Here is a 25289-nt window from a genome sequence, read left to right on the forward strand (position 1 = left end):
CCCGTCCCTTTCTTCCATCAATCTGTGTAATCAGCGTAATCCTTAAAATCTGTGATTAATGGGCACGTAGTCCTAGGCGTCGCGTTGGGCAGGAGATTTGGAATTAGAGGCTTGGCGGTTAAAAACCGCCGCCACGGCCTCAGCACTCCACCACGTTCACGGCGAGGCCGCCGCGGGAGGTTTCCTTATACTTCGACTTCATGTCGCGGCCGGTGTCGCGCATGGTCTTGATGACCTTGTCGAGGGAGACGAAGTGCGAGCCATCGCCCGCCATCGCGAGACGTGCGGCGTTGATGGCTTTCACGGAGGCCATGGCATTGCGTTCGATGCAGGGGATCTGCACCAGGCCGCCGACCGGATCGCAGGTCAGGCCGAGGTTGTGCTCCATGCCGATCTCGGCGGCATTCTCGACCTGCTTCGGCGTGGCACCGAGATATTCGGCGAGACCGGCGGCGGCCATCGAGCAGGCGACGCCGACTTCGCCCTGGCAACCGGCTTCCGCGCCGGAGATGGAGGCATTGCGCTTGTAGAGCAGGCCGATCGCGGCGGCGGTGAGCAGGAAACGATGCACGCCATCCGGATAGGGCGAGTGCTTGAAGCGTACCGCGTAGTGCAGCACCGCGGGAATGATGCCCGCCGCTCCATTGGTGGGCGCGGTGACCACGCGGCCACCGGCGGCGTTCTCCTCATTCACGGCCAGCGCGTAGAGGTTCACCCAATCGAGGATGGTGAGCGGATCGGAAAGCGCCGCCTCGGGCTTGGCGCAGAGATTGTCGAAGATGGTGGCGGCGCGGCGTTTCACCTTGAGGCCGCCGGGGAGGATGCCTTCCTGGGTGCAGCCGCGTTTCACGCAGCTCTGCATGGCAGCCCACACCGCATCGAGGCGCGCGCGCGTCTCTGCTTCCGGGCGGCGGGCGTTCTCATTCGCCAGCGCGAGGCAGGAGATGGAAAAGCGCTGTTGCTCGCAGTGCTGCATCAGTTCCGCGGCACAGGTGAAGGGATAGGGCAGGGCGCTGTCGTCCTCCGGCACCGCCGCCTTCAGATCCGCCTCCGCGGCGATGAAGCCACCGCCGAGCGAATAGATGATGTTTTCCCCGACCAACGCGCCCGCAGCATCGTAGGCCTGGAAGTGCATGCCGTTCGGATGCAGCGGCAGCGGCTTGAGGCGCTTGAAATCGAGATCCTCCTTCGCGTTGAATGGGATCACCGTGCCCCACGGCAGCGTCAGCGAACCGGAGGTGGCGACCTCCGCGAGCAGTCCTTCGATGGCATCCACATCCACGAACTCGGGGTCCTGCCCGAGGAAACCGAGGATGAGCGCCTTGTCGGTGCCGTGGCCCTTGCCGGTGGCGGCGAGCGAACCGTAGGTGTCGCAGCGCACGCGCGCGACCTGGCCGGCAAGTCCGCGTTTCTGCAGATCGAGCACGAATTCGCGCGCGGCGTGCATCGGGCCGACGGTGTGGGACGACGAGGGGCCGATCCCGATGGTGAACATGTCTAGGGCGGAGGGCATGGCGGGCGGGCAACGAACAAAGCCGGGAGATGTGAAGGCGACCGGGAGCCTGCTGTCAAATGGCGGATGCTGCTCAGGTCGAATTCGCGGTTATTCAAAGAAGAATGCACCAAAAGTGAACTGCAACAGCGGCAGGTTCCTTCGCTTTTCTCTTCCGATGTCCCGAACCCTCCGTCACCGTCACGGGTGTGACCACGCTGAGAATCGGGCTGGTTTCGGATTACTTCCGCGCGGGCGTCGCGGAGGGAGCCGCCGCCTACGGTCGTGCCCATGGCGTGGAGATCGACCCGCGGTGGTTCGTGCGCGGTGATTGGATGGGGGATCATCCGGCATGGAGCGCGGTCATCACGGAGGTGGTGAACATGCCGGAACTGGCGGACCGGGTGCTTTCCTTGGAGTTGCCAACCGTCCTGATGGCACCCATGGCGCAGGCACCGCCCGGGCTGCCGGTGGTCACTGCGGATTTCCGTGCCTGCGGCATGTTGGCCTTTGAAGAACTGGTGGCGACCGGTGTTCACAGCCTGGCCGTGCTTCGTACCAGCCCGCGCAATATCGATCAGGAAAGTTGCGATGGCTTCATCGAGGCGGCGCATGCCCGTGGCCGGAAGGTGATCGATCCGGAGCCCGCCCGGAGGATGGCGCAGAGCCCCGTGAGCCCCGCGCACTTCAATGAGCGTGTATCGGCCTATGTGGACTTGCTGGAGGAAATGCCGAAGCCGGTGGGGCTCTTCCTCGCGCACGCCGGATTCACCTATTCGCTTCAGGTGGAGTTGAAGCGCCGCGGCTTCCGCGTGCCGGAGGATTTCTCCATCGTCGTGATCCAGAAGGACGTTCAGGGCACCGCGGAGATGGCTCCCGTTCCGATCACCACGGTGGACCCGGACAGTTGGCAGCAGGGTTACTTCGCCGCCCAGTTGCTGCACCAGCACTTGTTAGGCGAGGCGCTCGCCGCAGCGGTTCATCACATCCCGCCGGTAGGGGTGACCCGCCGGGACAGCACCGGCTGTCCGTTGGCGAAGGACCCGGCGGTGGCGAAGGTGCTGCATTTGATCCGCGAACGCTTTGCCTCCGAGCTGAAGGTGGATGAGCTGGCCCGGCTCGCCGCCGTGGGAAGACGCAGCCTGGAGGAACGCTTCCGCCGCGAGATGCACATGAGCATCCATGAGGCTCTCACCCGCCGCCGCATGGAGGAGGCGAAGAAGCTGCTGCGTTCCACGCCGCTCGGGATCGGGGTCATCGCGGAGGCTTGTGGTTATTCGTCGGTCCACTACTTCTCCACCGCCTTCAAGCGCGAGACGGATGCCAGCCCGGCGGCATTCCGGGCCTCAGGTGGATCTACGTAATTTCCGAAGTCTGGATTTCAAATATTGCGCACCTATTTTGCGCAAAAGTGCCTTCGATGAATCGGGGCAAAATGCACGGAATCCTTGCTGTTAGAAGGATTGCAGCGCGCGGAGGGGCTGTCGCCCATGACCGGCTAACAGATTTCCACCCGTCCCGGCCGGTGTCTCTGCAAACCCTGCTTTCAAAGGGGTTCCGGCGGCGCGGATCGCACTGTTAGAATGCGGCATGCAACCCGCTGAGGCGTCTGAGGAGACCCGGAATGTTGGTTTCACAGGGCATTTGGGAAATGCTTAAGATCTTTCAAGGAGAGTCCTAACCGTTGGATTTTCAGGTTGCCACACGGATGGAGTGCCCGCTTAATGCGCCAGTCTCCGGTGAGACGCTGTCCCAACACCACTATCCCACTCCCGAACCGCATGCGCCAAAGACTCCTTCCGCTTGCTGCCCTCGTCGCGGTGGCTTCCCTTTTCTCAAGCTGCGCCTCCAAACCCGGCATCAACGTTCTCTCGAAGAACTCGATCAAGAAATCTTCCTCTTCCTCCGGCTGGGCCCTTGGCTTTGGTACGACCGAAAGCCTGCCCATCGCCGCTCCGTCCGCTTCCGTGATGGCCGCCGCTTCGTCCCACACCAAGGACAAGCACGGCATGCCGGTGTATGCATTCAGCGAGCGCAACCGCCTCGTCCGCACCACCGCCTATCATCCGAACGAAAGCGATCACCTCGTCTATGGCAGCTCGAATGCCACCGGCACTCCGCTCCGCTACACCAACCGCGTGCGCAGCGCCGCCGCCGACTGGTCCTTCTACCCGGTGGGCACCGTGTTCCGCATCGCCGGTCTTCCCTACCTCTACGTTGTGGATGACTACGGTTCGGCCCTGACCGGCACCGGCACCATCGACATCTTCACCCCGACCGGTGAAAGCATGAACCAGTGGGGCCGCCGCAATGTGGAGATCACCATCGTGCAGTGGGGTTCCTTCACCCGGAGCAAGGAGATCCTCGCCCAGCGCACCGGCTACCAGCACTGCCGCTCGATGCTCGCGAACATCGTCCGCCAGCGTCCGGACCTCGCCTCCACCAAGGGCGGCTCTTCCAACAAGGGCTGAAGCGGATACATTCAAACGTTTTCAAAAGCCGCGGTTCCGGATCGGGACCGCGGTTTTTGTTTTTGCGGGAAACGGGTTCGCGTGGCGTTCATACCGGTTGTTGCGAGGTGTCGTGATGGTCACCAAGAACTCATGGCGGAAAAGGTTCCGGATCACTCATCTAGGCGTGTTCCCGGTCCCCCGCCGCCATGTTCCTCCCCTCCCACTTCCGTGGCACGTCCGTGCCTTCTTTCCTCATCGTGATGGCCTTCACCGCTGGCGCGATGATGTCGGCCCACGCCCAAACCTCGCTCGCCACCGGAGACATCCAGATCACCGGTGTCACCTCGGATGCGAACGATTCGTTCACCTTCGTGCTGTGGAAGGACATCAGCGCGGGCACGGTGATCCGCTTCATGGACCAGAGCTTCACCAACGCCTCCAACGGCCTGCTCGGCACGGAGACGGACATGTCGCTCACCTTCACCAGCGGCCTCACCGCGGGTACGGTGATCCGGGTGGAGGACGCTGGCACCACCTTGGTCAATGGAGGAACCTTCACCGGCACCAAGAGCGGCAGCCTCAGCGGCATCTCCGCCAGCGGCGACCAGGTCTTCATCTATCAGGGGGCTGCGGTGACCAATACCGGAACCTCCATGTCCGGGCGCACGCTGCTCTATGGATTCAACATCGCGGATACGAACTGGCTTTCCAGCGGCACAGCCGATTCGAACACGTCCTATCTCCCCACCGCCATCAGCGGCCAGGATCTGAATCTCGACTCCGGCAACTTCGACAACGCAGACTACTCCGGCGTCCGCACCGGCATGACCACCGCCGCCTACCGTGCCGCGATCGCCAACGTCGACAACTACACCCAGAGCGACACCCGCTCCGATCTGGCGACCGGTGGCTTCACCAGCTCCTCCGCGGTTGATCTGACGTGGGATGCCAATGGCAAGACCGCCGGCACCGGCGGCACGGGTACGTGGGACACCACCACCCAGAGCCGTTTCTCCAACAGCGGAAACACCACCTTCCTCCACTGGGTGGATGCTTCGGCGGGCAACGGCCAGAAAGCGGTCTTCGCGGGCACCGCGGGCACTGTGAGTGTGGCGTCCTCCGGCGTGAAGACATCCGGTCTCCAGTTCAGCGTGAACGGCTACACGCTTCAGAACAACACCATCACTCTTTTGGACTCCGGCAGCGGCACGCCGGCGGTGAACGTGGTTACCTCCGGCCACGTTGCTACGATCAACTCCGTACTGGCCGGCACTTCCGGCATGCGCAAAACCGGAGCCGGGGATGTGGTGCTCGGTGCCGATAACACCTACACCGGCGGCACCACCATCGACAGCGGCAAGGTCACCATCGGCAGTGGTGGCACCACTGGCAGCCTCGGCGGCGGTACGGTGACGAACAACGGCGCTCTGGTGTTCAACCGCTCGAACAGTTTCACGGTCTCCAACGGCATCTCCGGAACGGGCACGCTGACGAAGACCGGCAGCGGCACGATGACGCTGGCTGGAGTGAACGACTACAACGGTGCGACCACCGTGGATGCGGGTAGAATGGTCATGGGTGGGAGTGCCGCCAGCAGCGCTTTCACGGTCGGCAATGGCGCGGCTCTTTCCGGCACCGGCACCATTGGTTCGTTGACCGTGTCCAGCGGCGGCACCGTGGGGGGAGATGCGCTCGTGGGCGCGCTGGCGACCGGAACGGTGAATCTCCAATCCGGCAGCACTTTGTCCTTGGATCTGAATGGCACTGCCGCAGGCACCCAATACGACCAGATCACCGTGACTGGCACCGTCTCGCTGGCTGGTGCTCTCAGCGCCAGCCTCGGCTACACCCCGGTGAACGGGGACATGCTTTTCATTCTCGCCAATGATGGTGTGGACGTGGTGACCGGCACTTTCAGCGGTCTGGCAAACAACGCGATCTTCAACGTCGGCGGCCAGGATTTCCGCATCAGCTATTTTGCCGACAGCGTGGGCCAGACCATGACCGGCGGCAACGATGTCGCGCTCCAAGCGGTCCCCGAACCCGCCGCCGCCGTGCTGGGCGGGCTCGGCCTACTGGCGCTGTTGCGCCGCCGCCGGAACTGAAAAAGCGTTCCCGGGCGGCCGGGCATCACTGCCCGGGACGGGCCGGTTTTTACGAAGGGCGGGGGGATTTTTCCCGCTCAAACCGTCGAAATCCGACCACTTGGCAAGATTGTTGCAGCCGGTTCGCGCCGTTTCCCTTGCCAGAGGGCCGAAAACCGGGCATAGCGCCCCGCCCTCACCGCCACTGTAACCCGCTTATGTCGCTCAAGATCCGCAACCTCGCCATCATCGCCCACGTTGACCACGGCAAAACCACCCTCGTCGACCAGCTTCTCCAAGCCGGCGGCACCTACCGTGAAAACCAGGCCGTGCAGGAGCGCGCCATGGACTCCATGGACCTCGAGCGTGAAAAAGGCATCACCATCAAGGCCAAGAACACCGCGGTCCATTGGGAAGGCTACACGATCAACATCGTGGACACCCCGGGCCACGCCGACTTCGGCGCCGAGGTGGAGCGCGTGATGAAGATGGTGGACGGTGTGCTGCTGGTGGTGGACGCCTTCGGCGGTCCGCAGGCCCAAACCCGCTTCGTGCTGCGCAAGGCTCTCGCGGAAGGCCTCAAGCCGATCGTGGTCATCAACAAGATCGACCGCCCGCTCGCCGATCCGAAGAAGGTGCACGACCAGGTGCTGGAACTCTTCCTCGATCTCGACGCGACCGAAGACCAGTTCAACGCGCCCTTCGCCTACGGCTCCGCCCGCGACGGTTACTTCATGGACTCCCCGGACGATGAGAAGGTGGACTGCACGCCGCTGCTCAAGAAGATCGTCAAGTACATCCCCGAGCCGAAGGCCGATCCGGAAGCTCCGTTCTCCATGCTCGTCTCGAACATCGAGTGGGACAATTTCGTCGGCCGCGTCGCGGTCGGCAAGGTGCTCGGCGGCAGCGTCAAGAAGGGTGACGACGTCTGGCTCATCCGCAAGGACGGCTCCAAGGTGAAGTCCAAGGTCATGAAGACCTTCACCTACTCGGGCCTTGCCACCACCGACTCCGAAGGTTGTAGCGCCGGTGGCATCGTCGGCGTCGCCGCCGGTATTGATGGCATCGACATCGGTGAAACCCTCGTCGGCAGCCCCGACATGGAAGCCCTGCCGTTTGTGGAAATCGACCCACCGACCGTGTCGATGCAGTTCTCGATCAACGACGGCCCGCTCGCCGGCAAGGAAGGCAAGCACGTGACCTCCCGCGCCATCCGCGACCGCCTGATGCACGAGCTGAAGACGAACATCTCCATCCAGGTGGAGGATACCGACCAGGCCGGCGTGTTCAGCGTCTCTGCGCGTGGCGCCATGCAGATCGCCGTGCTCGTGGAAACGATGCGCCGCGAGGGCTTCGAGGTGCTCGTCTCCCGCCCGACGGTGATCAACCGCCGCAGCGAGGACGGCACGCTCCTCGAGCCGTTCGAAACCCTCTACGTGGAAGCCCCGGGCGAATACTCGCAGGGTATCCTCAAGGGCATCGCCAACCGCAAGGGCATCCTCGAGAACATGGACACCGAGGCCAGCGGCCGCACCTTCATCCAGGCGGTGATCCCGACCCGCGGTCTGATCGGTTTCGAAACCGAGTTGGTCAACCTGACCTCCGGCCACGGCATCATGTCCCACCTCTTCAAGGAATACGCGCCGTACGCCGGTGAGATCGTGACCCGCACCACGGGCACGCTCGTCTCCATGGACGCCGGTGCCGCCACCACCTACTCGCTGCAGGCGCTGGAAGACCGCGGCATCCTCTTCGTCGGTCCGGGCGACGCCATCTACGGCGGCATGCTCGTCGGCGAGAACCCGCGCGTGGGCGATCTGCCGGTGAACCCGGTGAAGGAGAAGCACCTCGACAACATGCGCTCCTCCGGCAAGGACAAGACCTCCAAGCTGTCCCCGCCGATCCGCTTCTCGCTCGAGCGCGCGATTGAATACATCGACTCCGATGAACTGGTGGAAGCCACCCCGCAGAACATCCGCCTGCGCAAGCGCATCCTTGATGCCAACGCCCGCAAGCGTGCCGCCAAGGGCCCAGGCTACGAGGACCGCTCGAACCGCGGTTGATCCTCATCACGCGATCTATTTATCTGAAAGGCGGACCGGCAACGGTCCGCCTTTTTTTGTAGCCGATGTCGTAAGACTTCGGGCTGGGAAGATTCACGCGCCGGGTGGGAATTTCCGATGCTTCCGCGCGATATAGATGGTTAGGAATCCCACCACGATGACGGTCACCGAAGCGGTAATGCTCCAACCTCCATATCGCTGAAACCACGATGGACGCCGTGAGTCCGGCCATTTCACTACTGCCGTTTGCCCGTCCCATAAGATCGGATCACATAGATCCAGTCCGTCAGGTCCGGACCAAGTTCCATCCGGACGGAGCCGATTATGCACGGCGCTGCCATCGCCCCTCACCACCACGGCCAAGCCGTCCCAGATGGATCGATCAAATCGATGGGTGCCATGGATGAGGGGAGCAACCACCATGGGGCGGCCAGTGTTGCCTGACGATGGCCCATCGATGTAGGCGAAGCCACATTCACCCGGCTGAAGGGCTTCGGCCTCGGCTTTCATCCTGCCATCGGGTTTGTGCATGCCTTGGCCGAGGGCTTGGAAGATCAATTCGGAATCGACTACTCCCGCTGCGATCAGTTGGCGGAACACGTCATTCGCGGTATCGGCCTTGAGGTTCCAAGTGCTGCCGGTGCGCTCCTTCACCATCGCCGCAGTGGTGGCATCGGGATAGCGGCCATAGGTCTTCCGGAACTTTTCCAGCGCAAACCAGATCCGGCGGCCATTCGCCAAGGTGTTTTCAAGAGCCTGCAACTGGGCATGCCTCTGGCGAGACGGGATGGAGGTCAGCTCCATTGCAACGAATGGCAGGATCAGCAGCAACAGGGATCCAACCGCCAGTCGCCGGTTTAGCTTGGCTAGCTTCGCTTGTTTCGGCGTGAGTCCTGGCGGAGAAATCGTGGGCATGATTTGTTGGATCAACGGTTGTTCATTCGGTGAACGCCGATGGATACTTTTTCAGCAGCATCTTCCGTCCCCGCATGATGGATAGGATCAGTATCATGACTGCCGTCGCGATCGATGCCGGCACCACCCACGTCATCCATTGCGGGGATGCGATGGATGCGGGAGGAACCGGCAGGTCCGCCCACTTTACATCGGGAGGCGCTCCTCTCCAATAGGGCTGTGACGGATCGAAGAGATCCTTTCCTCCCGGTGCGATCACCGTGCCGTCTTTTCGGATGATGTAACTGGCGGCGGAATTGTCGGCGCGCAAGATGATCGCTCTGCCATCGAATGGTTTCGGATCGAATTTGAATGTTCCCGGGATGAGAGGGGTGACGGCCAACGGGCGCATCGGGTCACACTTGGTGGCCGCACCTGCTATGTAGGCGAATCCACATTCGCCCTGTGCCAGGGTTCTGTCTTCGGTGACGATCACACTGTCGGGTTTCCGCGCGCCGGAGGCCTTTGCGTAGAAGATCTCCTCCGAGGTGGTGATGCCGCTGACAATGATCTGCTTGAATAAATCGTTCGACGTCCGGTCTTTCAGATCCCAAGTGGAATCGGTTACCGCTTTGACGGCGGCGATCGTCGAGGCGTCCGGAAACCGGCCGTAGTCCGAATCGAAATCGAAGAGCGCGAGTCCGATCGAGCGTGCATTGCTGACGGCCTGTGTGCCGGATGCTTTCTTGGCCCCATACAACACGTAAGGAGCAAAGAAGTGGAGGCTGACAAACAGAAGCACCAGCGAACCGATGCCCAGCAAAGCGATTCTCTTCATCCAGCGTCGCGAGCGCAATGCCTCCACCCCGGGAGGAGGCGCGGGGATGCCGGGCGGTGGTTGGGGCAATGTTCCAGGGTCCATGCGCATTGCTTATTTCTTTTCGACGGGAGATTTCTGGTCCCGGAGAGTCGGCCACTTTACATCGGGCGGCGCGCCTTCCCAATAGGGCTGCGAGGGATCGAATAGATCCTTTCCGCCGGGGACGATGATTCTGCCGTCCGGAGCGATCTGATAGCTGAACGCCGAATTGTCCGCGCGGAGAACGATGGCTTTGCCGTCGAATGGCTTGGGATCCGCCTTCAGAGTTCCCGGAATGAGAGGTGTCACCACAAGAGGCCGGGCTGGGGCGCACTTGCTGGATGCGCCCGCGATGTAGGTGAAGCCGCATTCTCCTAGTGCGAGGGTTTTGGTTTCATCGGAGATCACATTGTCCGGTTTCCGTGTGCCGGGGACTTTCGCGTAGAAGATTTCTTCCGAGGTGGTGATGCCACTGACAATGATTTGCTTGAACAGATCGTTCGACGTGGCGGCCTTCAGATCCCAGGTGGAACCGGTTGTCGCTTTGACGGCCGCGATCGTCGAGGAGTCCGGAAACCGACCGTAATCCGCATCGAAATCGAAAAGTGCGAGTCCGATCTGGCGGGCGTTGCTGAGAGCCTGGGTACTGGCCGGTTTCTTCCTACATGTGATAACCTGCGGAGAGAGGATGAATGCCAAGCCGAGAAAAATTCCCAACCCGATCACGATGTTCGTCAACCATCGTGTCGCCGAACGAGTGGAGCGTTGACGATCTTCGATAGGATCAAGCGGTGGATACGAAGCCGGGTCCATGGATTCGGTGATCGTAACCCGGCCCCATGCGTCGCGGAAGGAATCAATGGATGTTCGCGAATTCTTCACGCCGCCTTCACGCGACAGCGGAACGTAGCACAAGCATTCCTGCTTGTGAGTGTGGGCGGCTCATCGCCGGAGGGATTTGCAAATTCCGGTCTGATCCGGTTCATGCTCTTGGGCGATAGCGCGCCGTCCCCGCTCGCAAGCAGGAATGCTTGCGCTACCTCTTCAACCACGCCTTGAAGGCCTCTTCATCGGCGGCCATTTGGATGGCGACCTTCTCGCGGTCGGCGAGGATGGCGAGGCGTTCGGGGATCTCCACGACATCCTTGCCGAGCTCCTCTTCCATCACGTCGAGGAACTTCGCCGGATGTGCGGTGCCGAGCGTGATGGTCGCGGTGCCGGGATGAGCGGCGCGCCACTTCTGGGCGGCCAGCCAGCCGACGGCGGCGTGAGGATCGAGATCGTAGCCGAGCGTGGCTTTCACCGTGCGCATGGCGGCGCGGGTCTGGTCATCGGTGAAGGAGTAGCCGCTGATCTTGCCGCGCATCGCTTCCCACGAGCCGCCGAAGAGCGCCTGCATGCGTGCGAAGTTCGAAGGCGCGCCCACATCCATCGCATTCGAGATGGTGGCGACGCTCGGACGCGGTTGGTAGTCGCCGCTCTTGAGATACTGCGGCACCACGTCGTTCGCATTGGTGGCGGCGACGAAATGCTCGACCGGCAGACCGAGCTGCACCGCGAGCAAGCCTGCCGTGAGATTGCCGAAGTTTCCGGACGGCACCACGAACACCGGCTTCACGCCCTCCGGCAGCGAGCGCGCGGCTTCGAAGTAGTAGAAGCTCTGCGGAACCAGGCGAGCGAGGTTGATCGAGTTCGCGGAGGTGAGGTTCAGCGATTCGGAAAGCTCGCGATCGAGGAAGGCGGACTTCACCAGGCGCTGGCAGTCATCGAAGGTGCCATCGATTTCCAGCGCGGTGATGTTGTCGCCGAGGGTGGTGAGCTGCTTTTCCTGAAGACCGGACACCTTGCCCTTCGGATACAGGATGATCACGCGGGTGCCGGGCACGCGATGGAACGCGGAGGCCACCGCGCCACCGGTATCGCCGGAGGTGGCGACCAGCACGGTCAGCTCGCGGTTGTCGCCGCGCACCAGCCACGCCATCAGGCGGGCCATGAAACGCGCGCCGAAATCCTTGAAGGCGAGCGTGGGGCCATGGAAGAGCTCGAGGATGTGATCGCCGGGAGCGATGCCTTCCACCGGAGCGGGAAAGGACAGCGTACCCTCCACAATCTCACGCAGTGCGGCAGCGGGCACATCCTCGCCGAAGAACGCCTCCGCAATCGCGAAGCCGATCTCCTGGATGCTGAGATGGCGCCAGATCTGCCAGAACTCCGCCGGGAGCACCGGCAGGATCTCCGGCATGTAGAGGCCGTTGTCCGCAGGCAGGGACCGCAGGATTGCTTCCTTCAGATCGACGGGCGCAACCTGCTTGTTCGTGGAGTGGTAGAGCACGGCGGTGGCAGGGTCAGTGCTTCGCGTCCTTTTCGCCGATGACGTGGACGCCGTGCGGATTGATCTTCGAGATGTAGGCCTGGTTGCCGAGCGGCACGGCTGAGAACACCTTGGAGATCGCCTCCACCACTTTGCGGGCGCTTTCCTTGCCCTCGCACAGGGCGAAGACGGACGGACCGGCACCGGAGATGGAGAAACCGAGCGCACCGGCTCCCATGGCCGCGCGCTTCGCCTTGTAGAAATCCGGGATCAGCTTCTGGCGGCGCGGCTCGGCGATCACATCGTGGATCGAGCGGGCAATGAGACCGTAGTCTTCCTGGATCAGGCCGCAGAGCAGGCCGCCGAGGTTGCCGATCTGCTGGGTGGCGTTTTCCAGCGGGATCTCCTTCGGCAGGATCTCGCGGGCGACTTTGGTGAGGATCTCGATGTCCGGGTGGACCACGGCGGCCCAGAGATTCTTCGGTGCGGGGATCTGCGCCACATCCAGCTCGTCGTTCGAGCGGATGAAAACGATGCCGCCGAGCAGGCAGGGGCCGACGTTGTCGGCGTGCCACGCGCCGTCGGCGGAGGCTTCACCGGCCATCGCGAAGGGCAGGAGCTGTTTCTTGGTGAGCGGTTCGCCGATGAGCTTGTTCACGGCGTAGGCACCGGCCACGGCGGAGGCGGCGGAGGAGCCGAGGCCGGAGCCGAATGGCATCTTCTTGTGGATTTCCATCTCGATGCCGCGGTCGGTCATGCCGAGGTGCTTGAGAAGGTCCAGCGCGGCCACACCAGCGGTGTTCTGGGCCGGATTTTTCGGAAGCTTGCCGTTGTCGCCGGTGATCTTGGTAATGTGCAGGCCGGGTTTGTCGCAGAAACGGACCACTACCTCGTCGCCGGGGGCGTCGATGGCGAAGCCAAGGACGTCATAACCGCAGGCGACGTTCGCCACCGTAGCGGGGGCGAAGACACGGATTTCTTGGGAAGAGCTCATGAGCGGGCCGGGAGTGTGCACATCCACCCCCTACCGGCCAACCTCGCAATTTGCCCGTTTCTAGAACGAATGTTCTAGATGGGCGAAGCTCAGGCTGTCTCAAAAATCGTCCTCGTCGCCCGGCACGGGAGGGATCACGTCCTCGCGCATCAGCAGGCGCTCCAGATCGAGGTCATCCAGCAGGTCTTCCGGGGTGCGGACCACGATCTGGCTGTAGGGAGTGATCCGGTCCAGCTCCGCCACGGCGCAGTGGACCATGGAACTGACGATGTCCGGGTCGTATTTTTCGCGCTCGAAGAGGTTGGTGATGCGGAAAACGAGCTTTTCGCGGTCCAGATCGAACTCGAAGCCGCCGAGCGTGAGCTGCTTGTTCGCCCGCGCCAGCAGTTCCAGCACCGGCTGCAGATGCTCCTCGGAGGGGGACAATGGCCCCTCCGCCACCACCACGAGGGCGTTGAGCTGCGGGTAGGACTGGGCGTGGAGTTCCACGCGGGTGTGGTGGGCGTCGAAGACGGCGCGGAGCACGTCGCGGCCTTCCACCAGCTCGCAGTGCCAGCCATTGCGGCCGAAGGTGTCTTCCACGGATTGGATCTGGAGCGAGGGCGGGCGCATGGCGGGAGAGGTAGGGGAGCGGGGGCGGGAATCAAGAGAAGAGGTCCGGAAAAGCCTCCTTATTTCGAGAACCGGCCCTCCATGGCGGCGATCAGCAGCCGCCGCTTGTCACGGGGGATCGGGGCGAGCGCGAGGTGGACCCCGGCGGTTTTTTCCGCGGTGAAATGAAGGGTCAGCCGGGAATCGTCGATCTCCACCGCCGCGATCTGCGCCCACGGGATCACGTTCAGGCCGGTGGACGGACGGAAAAACGGGAAAATCTCGATCCCGATGGGGCTGAGCAGCAGGTAGGCATGGCGGATGCAGCGGGCGGCGGTCCACCCGGAGGCCAGCGCCACGGCCAGCGGCAGCAAGCCCCAGGCGGGGTGCGGCAGCTCCGGATTGTCCGCCCGGTAAGGGGCCAGCAGGAAAAACACCAGTGCGGTCATCGCCAACATGCCTGCGGCTACGGCGAAGCCCGCCCCCTGCCGGGCGCGGGTGAAGCGCAGTTCCTTGTGGGACTCGGCGACCGGCATGCAGGCGGAGTTTTGGCGGTGCGGGGCGGCGGTTGGAAAATTATTTCGCCGGAAAATGAAATTTTTAGGGAATAATCGGGGTCTGTGGTGTTTCACAGAGGTGGTCCAGCCGCCAGGATCACTATAACCCGAACCACTACCTCATTATATGAAACTGTTCTACACCGCTCTCTTCGCCGCCCTTTTCTCCGCTCCGGCTTTCGCTGGCGCCGATTGTGACAAGTGCAAGAAGGGTGAAGAGAAGAAGGAGCAAGGCACCGTCCTCGCCGGCGATTGCGACAAGTGCAAGAAAGGCGAAGAGAAGAAGGAGCAGGGCACCCTCGCCTGCGACAAGCACAAGAAGGATGACTCCAAGGAGCAGGGCACCCTCGCTTGCGACAAGCACAAGAAGGACGACTCCAAGGAGCAGGGCACCCTCGCCTGATCCCGGTTCCGTCCGAATCCGATTTCAAAAAAGCCGCCGGTGCGAACCAGCGGCTTTTTTCGTTTCAGAGGCGGTTCGGCTGATCAGCAGGTCCTGCGGCGACGTCCCAGCAGCAGCATGCCGCCGCCGAGCGCCAGCAGGCTGCCGGATGGTTCCGGAACAGGTTCGGCCGGTACGGTCGAGCGCACGGAGAGGAGTGAAAAGGGATCGTTTGTTGTGCCATTGGGGTTCAGGTTGGTGAACTCGATGCCCTTGATGGCGAGAGGCCCGGAGTAGAGATCCGTGATATCGAAGGTTTGTCTCGAGACATATTTCCTCGCCTGAATGTCGAGCGTTCTCACGGCGGCGGTGGCGTCGATGGTCAGCGTGTCGGTGTATGAGCCGTCCGACAGGAGGAGCCGGACATCGAATCCGGAGCCTGGAAGGTCCGGAAAAATCCTCAAAGTGGAGTCCACGAGGATCTGGCCGGTACCGTCATCGAAGAGTGCGGTGCTCCAGGTCAGCGTGAGAGTCTGGCCCTCGTCCAGAGCCACTCCGTTCCAGCCGGTGTTGTTGGTCTGGTCGGTGACCGGGCCGGGATTGCTGAGATAGGTCGGAGGGGCGTCGAGCACTCCATCCACCCAGTAGGTGGCTCCGGAGGCGGAGGAACAGGCAAGCAAGGGCAGGATGGCGGCGGCCGCGCACGCCATGGCGGGTGTCAATTTCATAGGGTCAAGGGGCTTCCGGAGATGCGTCTAACAGCATGATCGCACCTCCGGGTGTAGGGATTCAGCAGGCCCCCTGTATCTGTTAGATAAAATTGATCAACGGGAAATTTTGATGGTTTGCGAGAGATGGAATCATTTGATGATCAATGAATTAAGTGATTTTACGTAGTGGCCGAAATTGATGCCAGCCGGGTGCATCTGTTTGAAACAATCTAACAGATTCAAGTTCCGGAAGATATGTGGAGCCACCGTTGCGATGGTGCAAAATGCCAAGCGATTGCAGGCCGGAGCTTGTTGCCAATGCCCCTCAAAAAAAATGCGCCCGGCTTCCCGTGCGTCGGGTGACCAGCGGTCGGTTAGGCAGCGTGCCTCAAGCCAGCCATCCGAAAGCGCAGCCCGCGACAAAGCGGTGGCGTGGGGGAAGAAACGTGGCTCATGAATCCCCGGCACGAAAGACCTATCGCGAGGCCGGCAGATGGCAGGCGGCCGGCACCATGAGGCTCCGCGTCAGGAAACCATCCAACACCGCAACAGCGGCCCATGCTGTGATAAGAGTGACGACGAACCACCTTCATTGTGAGATGGCGATGGAGCGTTCATCGGCGGAGCGGATCAATACTCCCGGTCCAGCAGGTAGTGCGCGATCTCGGCGAGGCGTTCGCCCTTTTTGCCAAAGGGCTTGAGGGCATCGAGTGCTTCCTTGGTCAGGCGCGCGGCTTCCTTGCGGGATTTCGCCAGACCGAAGAGAGCGGGGTAGGTGGTCTTGGCTGCTTCCGCGTCCTTGCCTGCCGTCTTGCCGAGGACTTCGGTGGACTGGGTCACGTCGAGAATGTCATCGATCACCTGGAAGGCCAGACCGAGGGCGTGGCCGAAGGTGGTGAGCGCTTCCAGTTGCTTTGGCGTGGCATTGGCGGTCATCGCACCGAGCCGCAGCGAGGTCGTGAGCAAGGCCGCTGTCTTGGCCTCGTGGATCTTCAGCAAGCGCGCCTTGGACGGCTTCTGGCCCTCGCCTTCGAGGTCGAGCACCTGGCCGCCGATGAGGTGGCGGGAGCCGCCGGTCAGTGCGAGTTCGGCCACGTAGTGGCGCACTCCGTAGCGATCGGACGCTGGGGTTTGGGCTAGGATGTAGAAGGCCTCGGTGAGCAGCGCATCCCCGGTGAGCACGGCCATGCCCTCGCCATAGACCTTGTGGCAGGTCGGGCGGCCGCGTCGCAGGTCATCGTCGTCCATGCACGGCAGGTCGTCGTGAACCAGCGAGTAGGTATGCAGGACCTCCACGGCACAGGCCGGGGCGATGGCGTCCTCCGCCTTGCCGCCGCAGGCTTCCGCAGCGGCAAGGGCTAGGATCGGGCGCAGGCGCTTGCCGCCGGCGAAGACGGTGTAGCGCATCGCCGCGTGGATGGTTCCGGGCGCGGCGGTTTTCTTCGGCAGGAATTGGTCGAGCGCGGCATCGACTTCCTTGGCGCGGGCGGCGAGGTAGGGTTTGAGTTCCACGGCGCGGGCGCGTTCAGAGGATTTCAGCGATCTGCACGGCGTTGAGAGCGGCACCCTTGCGGACCTGGTCGCCGACCACCCAGAGGTCGAGGGCGTTGTCGAGGACGAGGTTCTGGCGGATGCGGCCGACGAGGCAGTCGTCCTTGCCGGTGGTGTCGAGCGGCACCGGGAAGAGCTTGTTCGCCGGATCATCCACGACATGCACGCCGGGCTTGCCCGCATAGGCGGCACGCGCGGCCTCCGGGGTGATCGGCTTGTCGAAGACGGCGGTGATGGACACCGAGTGCGAGCGATAGACCGGCACGCGCACGCAGGTGCAGGAAACCTTCAGATCGTCATGGCCGAGGATCTTGCGACCCTCGTTGAGCATCTTGAGCTCTTCCTTGGTATAGCCGTTCTCCGTGAAGGAATCGACCTGCGGGATCACGTTGAAGGCGATCTGGCGCGGATAGACGCGCGGGGTGAACTCACCGCCGGTGGCGATGGCCTTCACCTGTTCCTCAAGCTCGACGATGCCCTGCGCGCCCGAGCCGGAAACGGCCTGGTAGCTGGAGGCGATGATCGACTTCAGGCCGAACTGCTCGTGCAGCGGCGCGAGCGCCATCAGCGAGATGATGGTGGTGCAGTTCGGGTTCGCGATGATGCCCTTCGGGCGGTTCTTCGCGGCCTCGGGATTGATTTCCGGCACGACGAGCGGCACGCCCGGGTCCATGCGGAAGGCGGAGGAATTGTCGATCACCACGGCACCCGCCGCAGCGGCGGAGGGACCGAACTCCAGCGAGATGCCGCCACCGGCGCTGAACAGCGCGATGTCCACACCGGCGAAGGAGTCGTGGGTCAGCTCCTGGACAATGATGTCCTGGCCGCGGAAAGGAATGCGTTTGCCAGCGGAACGGGCGGAGGCGAGCAGGGTCAGTTTTCCGACCGGGAAATTCCGCTGTTCGAGACAGAGCAACATTTCTTCGCCGACAGCGCCGGTGGCGCCGACGATGGCCACGTGGGGTTCCGCATTCATGGTCAAAGGGTCCGGGCGACGCGCCCGGGGCGCGGGAGTCTAGAGCCTTTCCGGCGTCTGGCAATCGAATCCTCCGGAGCCCTTCACTAACGGAATTCTCCTTGCGCCAGAAGGGAGTACGGTTAGAGTCAGATTGCCTTTGGGCTCTTGCTCCGGGGTGTCCAAACCAACTCAACCGATAAACAGATGAAACTCCTCAAAATCGCCGCCCTCGCCGCTGCTGCCGCTGGCACCCTGCTCTCCGCTTCCTGCTGCCACAGCAAGCCGGCTCCGACCCAGACCTACGTCCAGCCGACCAAGTAATGGTCCGGCGAGCCGGGAGCGGGCTCTGACCGCTCCCCTCAGATTTCCGGGGTAGGTTGCGAATCCAGCCTGCCCCGGTTTTTCTGTGGACAGACCCAAACCCACTCCCTTTATTCAGAACCCATGATTCGTATTCTCCTTGTGTCGGGCGCTTCCCTCGTCGCGCTTTTCGCCTCCTCCTGCTGCTGCACCAGCGAAGCCAAGGCTCCGAAGCTCCGGAAGCTGCCGCAGTTCCAGGAACTGCCTGCCGCCGCTCCGCAGCACGAAATCATCCCGACCAAGTAAGCTGGAAGGCGCCACCCGCGCTTTCGACGCCAATTTTACAAAGCCTTCCGCCTGATCCGGGCGGAGGGCTTTTTTTTGTAAAATTTCCGTAAAGAAGAAGTCACGAGGTTGACAAATCGTGGCCGATTTTGTGCATCATGCACTGATCGGTTTCCCGAGAGTCCCGTTTCCCCCCATGAAACGTTCCTTCCCCTCCAACGATGAAGCGCGGTTCCGCGCCATGCGCCATTATCACCGCTCCACCCACCGCGAGGAGAACTCCTGGGAGGACTGGGTCGGTGATAAGGAAGGGGCATCGGTCAAATTTTGGTTCAAGCTCGTTCTCTCCGTTTCCGTGGTGGCGGTTGTCGCTGTCGCTGTGGTCGGAGCGCTCCGAATGGGGGGGATCTGAACTTTTCCCGGTTGGGACTAAGACCTTTGTTCTAGAACAGGCCGCATTCCCAGCCGGGATGCGGCTTTGACATTTCCCGGAGGGAGGTGCAGCTTCGCCTCCCCGCCAGAGGGCGTTTTCCAGCCATGGGCAAGAGTCTGTATCAGAAAGTTTGGGATGCCCACGCCGTGGGCACGTTGGCCGACGGTCGCACGCAGTTGTTCATCGGAACCCACCTTATTCACGAGGTCACTTCCCCGCAGGCCTTCGGGATGCTGCGCGATCTCGGGCTGACGGTGAAATTCCCGAACCGTACCTTCGCCACCGTGGACCACATCGTCCCGACCGAGCACCAGGACGCTCCGAGCGATCCGCTGGCGGCGGAGATGATGGATGCCCTCCAACAGAACTGCGAGGATTTCGGCGTCACCTATTTCGATCTCAAGTCCGGCAAGCAGGGCATCGTCCACGTGGTGGGACCGGAGCAGGGCATCACCCAGCCGGGCACCACGATCGCCTGCGGCGATTCCCACACCGCCACCCATGGTGCTTTCGGTGCGATCGCCTTCGGCATCGGCACCACCCAGGTGCGTGACGTGCTGGCCACCCAGACGCTGGCCATGGAGCCGCTCAAGGTGCGCCGCATCGAGGTGAATGGCGGGCTGCGCCCGGGCGTGTATGCCAAGGACGTGACCCTCCACATCATCCGCCTGCTGGGTGCGAAGGGCGGCATCGGTTACGCCTATGAATATGCCGGCGATGTGTTCGACCGCATGACGCTCGAGGAGCGCATGACCGTCTGCAACATGGCCATCGAGGGCGGCGCCCGCTGCGGCTACGTCAATCCGGATGAGACCACCTTCGAGTATCTCAAGGGCCGCCCGTATGTGCCGCAGGGCGCGGAATGGGATGCAGCCGTGGAGCGCTGGAAATCCTTCGCCTCTGATGCGGATGCCCATTACGACGACGTGCTGGTCATCAACGCCGGGGACATCGAGCCGACCGTCACCTGGGGCATCTCTCCGGACCACGGCATTGCCGTTTCCGAAAGCATCCCGGACCCCGCACTGGCCGCGAACGTGCTGGAGAGGCAGTCGATTTCCGAAGCTCTGGAATACATGAAGCTGCCTGCGGGCACCCCGATCAAGGGCGTGAAGATCGACGTCGCCTTCATCGGCTCCTGCACCAACGGCCGCGTCTCCGATTTCCGCGAGGTCGCCCGTTACATCAAGGGCCATCGCGTGGCCGAGGGCGTGAAGGCCATCGCCGTGCCGGGCTCGCAGATCGTGGCCGTTCTTTGTGAGAAGGAAGGCATCGACCAGATTTTCCGCGAGGCGGGCTTCGAATGGCGCGCCGCCGGTTGCTCGATGTGTCTGGCCATGAACCCGGACAAGCTCGTGGGCGACCAGCTCTGCGCCTCCTCCTCGAACCGCAATTTCAAAGGCCGCCAGGGCTCCCCGACCGGCCGCACCATCCTTATGTCTCCGGTCATGGTTGCCGCTGCGGCGATCGCCGGTTCGGTGGCGGACGCCCGCGAGGTGTTCGGCATCGCGCTGGAAGAGGCCGTGGCTTGAACACCGGCTCCGATTCAATTCCCCACAGCTATGAAGCTCGCTTCCTTGATCGTGCCCCTCGCGCTTTTGGTGTCCGCACCGGTTCGCGCCGAGGACAAGACACCGGCTGAAAAGCTGTTGGAATTGATGAATTTCGACTCCACGGGCTTGGCTGCGGCCAAGGCCTCGTTCAAACCCGCGCTCGAAAAATTCAAGGGCATGGGTTTGCCGCCCGAGGGGATCCAGGAGATCAGCGACGCGGCGGACGCCTTTTTCAAGAAGGGGCTCGGTGATCCCCAGCTGCGCAAAGATCTCGCGAAATTCTACGAGCAGCGGTTTTCGGCCGAGGAACTGGAGGAGCTGACACGGTTCTATGGCAGTCCCCTGGGCCAGAAATCCCTTCAGGTTTTCCCTGAAGTCAAAGCCGAGGCTGGCAAATACGCCCAGGAATACGCGAAGAAGAACTCAGCGGATTTCCAAGCAGACCTTCAAAGGATCCTCACCAAGTACAAGAAGGACTTGGTGCCTGCCGCCGGAAAGGAAAAGAAGGAAGAAAAGAAGGAACCGTGAATCACCCACGGTCCTCCTGGCGGTTTCCGTTCCCGTAACCAGGACACCCGATGAACTCTCTCCTCCGCATCACTTGGCTCGCGATCACGATCGCGCTGCCGGGCCTTGCCCGCACGGAGGAGCCCGCCTGCCCGGTCAAGCCGATGCTGTGGCGGATCGACGGCAAGGATCTGGCGAAGCCGTCCTTCCTCTTCGGCACGCTGCATGTCGGCAACAAGGTGGTGACCACCTTCCATCCGGCCACGGTCCGCGCCTTCAACTGCGCCGGGATCGTTTACACGGAAGTGCCGATGGATCCCGCCTCGCAGGTGGCCGCGTCCGCCGCCGTGCTCCGCACCGATGGCAAGACGCTCACCGAGGCGATCGGCAAGCAGCTCACCCGCCAGATCGAGGAGGAACTGCGCGCCATCAAGCCCGGGCTCGATGTCACACCCCTCCAGCCGCTGAAGACCTGGACCGCCGCTACCGTGATCCCGGTGCTGCGTTCCCAGCTCACCGGAGGCAAGGCTCTGGATGCCTTGGTCTGGGAACGTGCCACGAATGCGGGCAAGCAGACCGCCGCCATCGAGAAGCCCGAAGACCAGCTCTCGATCTTCGATGAACTCAGCGAGGGCGAGCAGGTCATTCTGCTCTCCGAAACCCTGCGCCAGATGGAGGAAGGCCGGAAGAAAGGCTCCGATCCCGTCGATGTTCTCATCGCGGCATACATTTCCGGTGATGATGCCAAGCTCGAAGCCGAGGTGGACCGCCAGCTCTCCGACATGGAGGAAGGCGAGCACAAGGAACTCGGCGAGCGTCTGCTGAAGCGCATCCTCCACGATCGCAACATCACCATGTCCGAGACCATGGCCGGCCTTCTCGCCGCCAAGCCCGGGCAATCCCATTTCTTCGCCGCAGGCACGGCCCACTACCTCGGGAAGGACAGCATCGTCGAGCTGCTCACCGCGAAGGGCTACCGCGTTACCCGCATCACCGAATAACCGTTTTCATCCCGATCCGATCCCACCATGGCACTTGAGAAAGTCACCTCCGTCACCGGCCGCGCCGTCTTCATTCCCGGTGCTGACATCGACACCGACCGCATCATCCCGGCGCGCTTCATGAAGTGCGTCACCTTCGACGGCCTCGGCGAGTTCGCGTTCTATGACGTGCGCTTCGATCCGAACACCGGCGAGAAGACCGATCACCCGCTCAATGACGAGCGCTTCCGTGCCGCCACCATCCTGCTCGCCGGCGTGAACTTCGGTTGCGGCTCCTCCCGCGAGCACGCGCCGCAGTCGCTCAGCAAGTACGGCTTCAAGGCCGTCATCGCCGAGTCCTTCGCGGAAATCTTCTTCGGCAACTCGACCGGCCTCGCCATGCCCTGCGTGGTCGCCACCGCCGAGGACATCGCCGCCCTCAGTGCCGCCGTGAATGCCGATCCGTCCGTGCAAGTGACCATCGATCTGGAAAACCTCCGCGTGCGCAGCAGCGCCGGGCAGGACTTCCCGGTCGTCATGCCGGACTCCGCCCGCGAGGCGCTTGTCTCCGGCCGCTGGGACCCGATCCAGGAACTGCTCGACAACGAAGGCAGGATCGCGGCCAAGGCTGCCGAGCTGCCGTACGTTTGATCTTCGAAAGCAACCACGAAAGACACGAAGGCTCACGAAAACGTGGGCCTTCGATTGTTTTCCGGCGGAAGTTTTCTTTCGTGGATTTTCGTGTCCTTCGTGGTTCCTGAATCCGTGGAGTGCTTTTCGGATTCGACGCTGGGGGCGCTCTCCCCGACACTCCGCGCATGGCGATGATCGGTGAGCGGGCGGATTTGAAGGTGGTGAGGGAGCAACCCTTCGGCATCTTCCTTGATGGCGGGGATCTCGGGGAGATCCTGCTGCCGCGCCGGGAGATGCCGGTGAAGTGGTCCATTGGTGAACCGGTGGATGTGTTCCTCTACCGGGACTCCGAGGATCGTCCGGTCGCCACGCTCAAGGAGCCGAAGGTGAAGCCGGGCCAGTTCGCGTATCTGGAAGTGCTTCAGATCACCAACGTCGGTGCCTTCCTCGACTGGGGCCTGCCGAAGGACCTTCTGGTCCCTTTCCGCGAGCAAAAGGACCGCCTGGAGATCGGAAAGTCCTACGTCGTCTATTGCTACGTGGACGAGGACACCGGCCGCATCGTGGCCACCCGCCGGCTTTCCCGCCACCTGGATCAGACCCGCGCTCCTTACCGGGAAGGCGATGAGGTGGACCTGCTGCTCTATGGGAAGACCGAGCTTGGCTACAAGGCGATCATCAACGGCCGCCACACCGGTCTCTTGTTCGCCAACCAGGTGTTCCGCCGTCTCCGCGCCGGTGAGCGGACCAAGGGCTACGTCGCTTTGATCCGGGACGATGGGAAAATCGATCTCTCCCTCGATGCTCCGGGCCGCGAGCGTATTTCGTCGTTGGAAGCGAAGATCCTCCACGAACTCGAAGGCCGTGGTGGCTGGTGGGAGCTTCACGATGATACCCCGGCGGAAGAAATCCACCGTGCCCTCGGCGTGAGCAAGCGCGCCTTCAAGCAAGCCACCGGCGCACTCTTCCGCCAGCGGAAGATCCGAATCGAGCCGGGTGGGCTGAGGCTGTTGTGATGCGATGACACGGGTGACAAGGAAGGCCTGTGGATTCTTACTCTGGACTCTTCCCGCGCTTCGGCCTAAGCCCCTCGGCGTCATGAGCGAAGCCGCCCCGACCCCAACGCACTCCACCGAAGCCGAACTGATCGCCGTCCGCCGCGAAAAGCTCGCGAAACTGCGTGAACTCGGTGTCGATCCTTTTGGATCGCGCTTTTCGACGCCCAATGTCTTGTCTCGGGTTAGGGAGTCCTTTGTGGAAGGTCAGCAAATTAAGGTCGCAGGGCGGCTGACTGCGATCCGCGATATGGGCAAGTCAGTATTCTTTCAACTTGCTGATATTGAGGGCGGTATACAGGGGTATATTGGTCTCAAAAATCTCACCGAAGACCAGGTTGCGATCTGGAAGTGCCTCGATCGTGGCGACTGGATCGGCATCGAGGGCGAGACCTTTGTCACCCGGACCGGTGAGCCGACCGTGAAGGTCGAGTCCTTCACCGTGCTTTCGAAGTCGCTGCGCCCGATGCCGGACAAGTGGCACGGCGTGGCCGACCGCGAGACGATCTACCGCAAGCGCCACCTCGACCTGATGGCGAACCAGGACAGCGCGGACATTTTCCTCAAGCGGTTCCAGATCATCGCCGAGATCCGCAATTTCTTCCAGGCCCGCGGCTTCCTCGAGGTCGAGACGCCGATGCTCCAGGACGTGTCGGGCGGCGCCGCCGCGCGCCCGTTCGAGACACATCACAATGCGCTCGGCATGCCGCTCACGCTGCGCATCGCACCGGAGCTGTTCTTGAAGCGCCTGCTTGTCGGCGGCTTCACCAAGATCTTCGAACTCAACCGCAATTTCCGCAACGAAGGCATCTCCCGCCGCCACAATCCGGAGTTCACCATGCTGGAGGCCTACTGGGCCTTCTCGGACTTCGAGGAGATGGCGGACTTGGTGGAGGAACTCACCTGCCACCTCGCGGAGAAGTTCTGCGGTGGTCTGGAGATCGAGCAGAAGGACCCGGAAGGCAATGTCGTGCGTTCCATCAACCTCGCCCGTCCTTGGAAGCGCGCGAACTACCACGACCTCATCGCCGCCGCCGCCGGTGACGACTTTTTCACCATCACCGCGGAACAGCGCCGCGAACGTTGCGAAACCCTCGGCGTGCAGATCTCGCCGGACATGGCGGATCACGAGGTCATCCAGCAGGTCTTCGAAAAGCTCGTTGAAGAAAAGACCTTCGATCCCTGCTTCGTCACCCGTGTCTCCAGCGAGCTTGTCCCGCTGGCGAAACTCAGCCCCGGCGGCCGCACCGTGGAGGTGTATGAACTCATCATCAACGGCCAGGAAATCTCCCCCGGCTATTCCGAGTTGAACGACCCGGACATCCAGCGTGAGCGCCTGGAGCACCAGTCCGGCGAGGAAACGCAGAAGGTGGACTACGATTTCATCGAGACCCTCGAGCACGGCATGCCGCCTGCGGGTGGTATCGGCATCGGCATCGACCGCCTTGTGATGATGCTCACCGGCGCCGCCTCCATCCGTGACGCGATCCTCTTCCCGCTGCTGAAGCGGAAGGATTGATCAGAGTGTACAATCGAGCTTAAGCAAAATGGGGAGCCCATCACCGGCTTCCCATTTTGCATTCTTGCCGCCGGATGATCCATTGACTCAACTGGGTGACACTCGGAGTTTTGGAACACTATGGA

24 protein-coding genes are annotated in these 25289 nt (G+C 62.4%); 13 read left to right on the forward strand and 11 right to left on the reverse strand.

What is annotated here, in order from left to right; translation table 11 throughout:
* Positions 1 to 139 precede the first annotated feature (139 nt).
* Positions 140 to 1513 carry an L-serine ammonia-lyase gene (locus KBB96_RS18185; RefSeq protein WP_211630917.1) on the reverse strand — a complete coding sequence of 458 codons (1374 nt, stop codon included), beginning with the start codon at positions 1511 to 1513 and terminating at the stop codon, positions 140 to 142.
* 188 nt (positions 1514 to 1701) lie between these two features.
* On the opposite strand from KBB96_RS18185, the gene KBB96_RS18190 reads away from it, so the two are divergent.
* The 4 genes from KBB96_RS18190 (at position 1702) to typA (ending at position 8092) form a co-directional block, all read left to right on the forward strand.
* Positions 1702 to 2856 carry a helix-turn-helix domain-containing protein gene (locus KBB96_RS18190; RefSeq protein ID WP_211630918.1) on the forward strand — a complete coding sequence of 385 codons (1155 nt, stop codon included), beginning with the start codon at positions 1702 to 1704 and terminating at the stop codon, positions 2854 to 2856.
* Positions 2857 to 3273: 417 nt separating this feature from the next.
* On the forward strand, positions 3274 to 3963 hold the full coding sequence (locus KBB96_RS18195) for a 3D domain-containing protein (protein ID WP_226373580.1): 690 nt from the start codon (positions 3274 to 3276) through the stop codon (positions 3961 to 3963).
* 188 nt (positions 3964 to 4151) lie between these two features.
* On the forward strand, positions 4152 to 6050 hold the full coding sequence (locus KBB96_RS18200) for a beta strand repeat-containing protein (protein ID WP_211630919.1): 1899 nt from the start codon (positions 4152 to 4154) through the stop codon (positions 6048 to 6050).
* 197 nt (positions 6051 to 6247) lie between these two features.
* Complete coding sequence (typA, locus tag KBB96_RS18205; RefSeq protein ID WP_211630920.1) at positions 6248 to 8092, forward strand: translational GTPase TypA; 1845 nt, start codon at positions 6248 to 6250, stop codon at positions 8090 to 8092.
* A gap of 93 nt (positions 8093 to 8185) precedes the next feature.
* Here typA and KBB96_RS18210 read toward each other — a convergent pair whose 3' ends face one another.
* From KBB96_RS18210 to KBB96_RS18240, 7 genes are all read right to left on the reverse strand, one after another.
* On the reverse strand, positions 8186 to 9007 hold the full coding sequence (locus KBB96_RS18210) for a hypothetical protein (protein WP_211630921.1): 822 nt from the start codon (positions 9005 to 9007) through the stop codon (positions 8186 to 8188).
* Positions 9008 to 9029: 22 nt separating this feature from the next.
* On the reverse strand, positions 9030 to 9824 hold the full coding sequence (locus tag KBB96_RS18215) for a hypothetical protein (RefSeq protein WP_211630922.1): 795 nt from the start codon (positions 9822 to 9824) through the stop codon (positions 9030 to 9032).
* A gap of 93 nt (positions 9825 to 9917) precedes the next feature.
* The gene (locus KBB96_RS18220; RefSeq protein ID WP_211630923.1) at positions 9918 to 10544 is read right to left on the reverse strand and encodes a hypothetical protein; all 627 of its coding nucleotides are present in this window, start codon (positions 10542 to 10544) and stop codon (positions 9918 to 9920) included.
* A gap of 337 nt (positions 10545 to 10881) precedes the next feature.
* Entirely contained in the window at positions 10882 to 12177 is a 1296-nt protein-coding gene (gene thrC / locus KBB96_RS18225) for a threonine synthase (protein WP_211630924.1), read from the reverse strand.
* Between the two features lie 13 nt (positions 12178 to 12190).
* A complete protein-coding gene (locus tag KBB96_RS18230) occupies positions 12191 to 13150 on the reverse strand; it encodes a homoserine kinase (RefSeq protein ID WP_211630925.1) in 960 nt (319 codons plus the stop codon).
* A gap of 99 nt (positions 13151 to 13249) precedes the next feature.
* On the reverse strand, positions 13250 to 13762 hold the full coding sequence (locus tag KBB96_RS18235) for a YbjN domain-containing protein (protein WP_211630926.1): 513 nt from the start codon (positions 13760 to 13762) through the stop codon (positions 13250 to 13252).
* 59 nt (positions 13763 to 13821) lie between these two features.
* A complete protein-coding gene (locus KBB96_RS18240) occupies positions 13822 to 14277 on the reverse strand; it encodes a hypothetical protein (protein WP_211630927.1) in 456 nt (151 codons plus the stop codon).
* A 148-nt stretch (positions 14278 to 14425) separates the two neighbouring features.
* Here KBB96_RS18240 and KBB96_RS18245 point away from each other — a divergent pair, with 148 nt between their 5' ends.
* On the forward strand, positions 14426 to 14701 hold the full coding sequence (locus tag KBB96_RS18245) for a hypothetical protein (RefSeq protein WP_211630928.1): 276 nt from the start codon (positions 14426 to 14428) through the stop codon (positions 14699 to 14701).
* A gap of 83 nt (positions 14702 to 14784) precedes the next feature.
* On the opposite strand, the gene KBB96_RS18250 is transcribed toward KBB96_RS18245, so the two are convergent.
* From KBB96_RS18250 to KBB96_RS18260, 3 genes are all read right to left on the reverse strand, one after another.
* Positions 14785 to 15408, reverse strand: a complete 624-nt coding sequence (locus KBB96_RS18250; RefSeq protein ID WP_211630929.1) for a hypothetical protein — start codon at positions 15406 to 15408, stop codon at positions 14785 to 14787.
* A 612-nt stretch (positions 15409 to 16020) separates the two neighbouring features.
* On the reverse strand, positions 16021 to 16902 hold the full coding sequence (locus KBB96_RS18255; RefSeq protein WP_226373581.1) for a polyprenyl synthetase family protein: 882 nt from the start codon (positions 16900 to 16902) through the stop codon (positions 16021 to 16023).
* A 13-nt stretch (positions 16903 to 16915) separates the two neighbouring features.
* Positions 16916 to 17917: an aspartate-semialdehyde dehydrogenase gene (locus KBB96_RS18260; RefSeq protein WP_211630930.1), complete on the reverse strand. Its 1002-nt coding sequence runs from the start codon at positions 17915 to 17917 to the stop codon at positions 16916 to 16918.
* 426 nt (positions 17918 to 18343) lie between these two features.
* On the opposite strand from KBB96_RS18260, the gene KBB96_RS18265 reads away from it, so the two are divergent.
* From KBB96_RS18265 to lysS, 8 genes are all read left to right on the forward strand, one after another.
* Positions 18344 to 18505 carry a hypothetical protein gene (locus KBB96_RS18265; RefSeq protein ID WP_211630931.1) on the forward strand — a complete coding sequence of 54 codons (162 nt, stop codon included), beginning with the start codon at positions 18344 to 18346 and terminating at the stop codon, positions 18503 to 18505.
* A gap of 175 nt (positions 18506 to 18680) precedes the next feature.
* Positions 18681 to 18896, forward strand: a complete 216-nt coding sequence (locus KBB96_RS18270) for a hypothetical protein (RefSeq protein ID WP_211630932.1) — start codon at positions 18681 to 18683, stop codon at positions 18894 to 18896.
* Between the two features lie 125 nt (positions 18897 to 19021).
* The gene (gene leuC / locus KBB96_RS18275) at positions 19022 to 20449 is read left to right on the forward strand and encodes a 3-isopropylmalate dehydratase large subunit (protein WP_211630933.1); all 1428 of its coding nucleotides are present in this window, start codon (positions 19022 to 19024) and stop codon (positions 20447 to 20449) included.
* Between the two features lie 30 nt (positions 20450 to 20479).
* Positions 20480 to 20998, forward strand: a complete 519-nt coding sequence (locus KBB96_RS18280) for a DUF2059 domain-containing protein (RefSeq protein WP_211630934.1) — start codon at positions 20480 to 20482, stop codon at positions 20996 to 20998.
* A 50-nt stretch (positions 20999 to 21048) separates the two neighbouring features.
* Positions 21049 to 21978 (forward strand): TraB/GumN family protein, encoded by a 930-nt coding sequence (locus KBB96_RS18285; protein WP_211630935.1) that lies wholly within the window; start codon positions 21049 to 21051, stop codon positions 21976 to 21978.
* A gap of 27 nt (positions 21979 to 22005) precedes the next feature.
* Positions 22006 to 22608, forward strand: a complete 603-nt coding sequence (gene leuD / locus KBB96_RS18290) for a 3-isopropylmalate dehydratase small subunit (protein ID WP_211630936.1) — start codon at positions 22006 to 22008, stop codon at positions 22606 to 22608.
* Positions 22609 to 22775: 167 nt separating this feature from the next.
* Positions 22776 to 23606 (forward strand): CvfB family protein, encoded by an 831-nt coding sequence (locus KBB96_RS18295; protein WP_211630937.1) that lies wholly within the window; start codon positions 22776 to 22778, stop codon positions 23604 to 23606.
* An 82-nt stretch (positions 23607 to 23688) separates the two neighbouring features.
* Positions 23689 to 25164 (forward strand): lysine--tRNA ligase, encoded by a 1476-nt coding sequence (lysS, locus tag KBB96_RS18300; protein ID WP_211630938.1) that lies wholly within the window; start codon positions 23689 to 23691, stop codon positions 25162 to 25164.
* The last annotated feature ends 125 nt before the right edge of the window (positions 25165 to 25289 follow it).

The sequence above is a fragment of the Luteolibacter ambystomatis genome, assembly GCF_018137965.1.
In the GTDB taxonomy this organism is placed as follows: Bacteria; Verrucomicrobiota; Verrucomicrobiia; order Verrucomicrobiales; family Akkermansiaceae; genus Luteolibacter; species Luteolibacter ambystomatis.

Coding starts and splice junctions, on each gene's coding strand:
- KBB96_RS18185 (WP_211630917.1), bottom strand. CDS start 1,513: ATGCCCTCCGCCCTAGACATGTTCACCATCGGGATCGGCCCCTCGTCG.
- KBB96_RS18195 (WP_226373580.1), top strand. CDS start 3,274: ATGCGCCAAAGACTCCTTCCGCTTGCTGCCCTCGTCGCGGTGGCTTCC.
- KBB96_RS18200 (WP_211630919.1), top strand. CDS start 4,152: ATGTTCCTCCCCTCCCACTTCCGTGGCACGTCCGTGCCTTCTTTCCTC.
- typA (WP_211630920.1), top strand. CDS start 6,248: ATGTCGCTCAAGATCCGCAACCTCGCCATCATCGCCCACGTTGACCAC.
- KBB96_RS18210 (WP_211630921.1), bottom strand. CDS start 9,007: ATGCCCACGATTTCTCCGCCAGGACTCACGCCGAAACAAGCGAAGCTA.
- KBB96_RS18215 (WP_211630922.1), bottom strand. CDS start 9,824: ATGAAGAGAATCGCTTTGCTGGGCATCGGTTCGCTGGTGCTTCTGTTT.
- KBB96_RS18230 (WP_211630925.1), bottom strand. CDS start 13,150: ATGAGCTCTTCCCAAGAAATCCGTGTCTTCGCCCCCGCTACGGTGGCG.
- KBB96_RS18235 (WP_211630926.1), bottom strand. CDS start 13,762: ATGCGCCCGCCCTCGCTCCAGATCCAATCCGTGGAAGACACCTTCGGC.
- KBB96_RS18240 (WP_211630927.1), bottom strand. CDS start 14,277: ATGCCGGTCGCCGAGTCCCACAAGGAACTGCGCTTCACCCGCGCCCGG.
- KBB96_RS18245 (WP_211630928.1), top strand. CDS start 14,426: ATGAAACTGTTCTACACCGCTCTCTTCGCCGCCCTTTTCTCCGCTCCG.
- KBB96_RS18250 (WP_211630929.1), bottom strand. CDS start 15,408: ATGAAATTGACACCCGCCATGGCGTGCGCGGCCGCCGCCATCCTGCCC.
- KBB96_RS18260 (WP_211630930.1), bottom strand. CDS start 17,917: ATGAATGCGGAACCCCACGTGGCCATCGTCGGCGCCACCGGCGCTGTC.
- KBB96_RS18265 (WP_211630931.1), top strand. CDS start 18,344: ATGATTCGTATTCTCCTTGTGTCGGGCGCTTCCCTCGTCGCGCTTTTC.
- KBB96_RS18270 (WP_211630932.1), top strand. CDS start 18,681: ATGAAACGTTCCTTCCCCTCCAACGATGAAGCGCGGTTCCGCGCCATG.
- leuC (WP_211630933.1), top strand. CDS start 19,022: ATGGGCAAGAGTCTGTATCAGAAAGTTTGGGATGCCCACGCCGTGGGC.
- KBB96_RS18280 (WP_211630934.1), top strand. CDS start 20,480: ATGAAGCTCGCTTCCTTGATCGTGCCCCTCGCGCTTTTGGTGTCCGCA.
- KBB96_RS18285 (WP_211630935.1), top strand. CDS start 21,049: ATGAACTCTCTCCTCCGCATCACTTGGCTCGCGATCACGATCGCGCTG.
- leuD (WP_211630936.1), top strand. CDS start 22,006: ATGGCACTTGAGAAAGTCACCTCCGTCACCGGCCGCGCCGTCTTCATT.
- KBB96_RS18295 (WP_211630937.1), top strand. CDS start 22,776: ATGGCGATGATCGGTGAGCGGGCGGATTTGAAGGTGGTGAGGGAGCAA.
- lysS (WP_211630938.1), top strand. CDS start 23,689: ATGAGCGAAGCCGCCCCGACCCCAACGCACTCCACCGAAGCCGAACTG.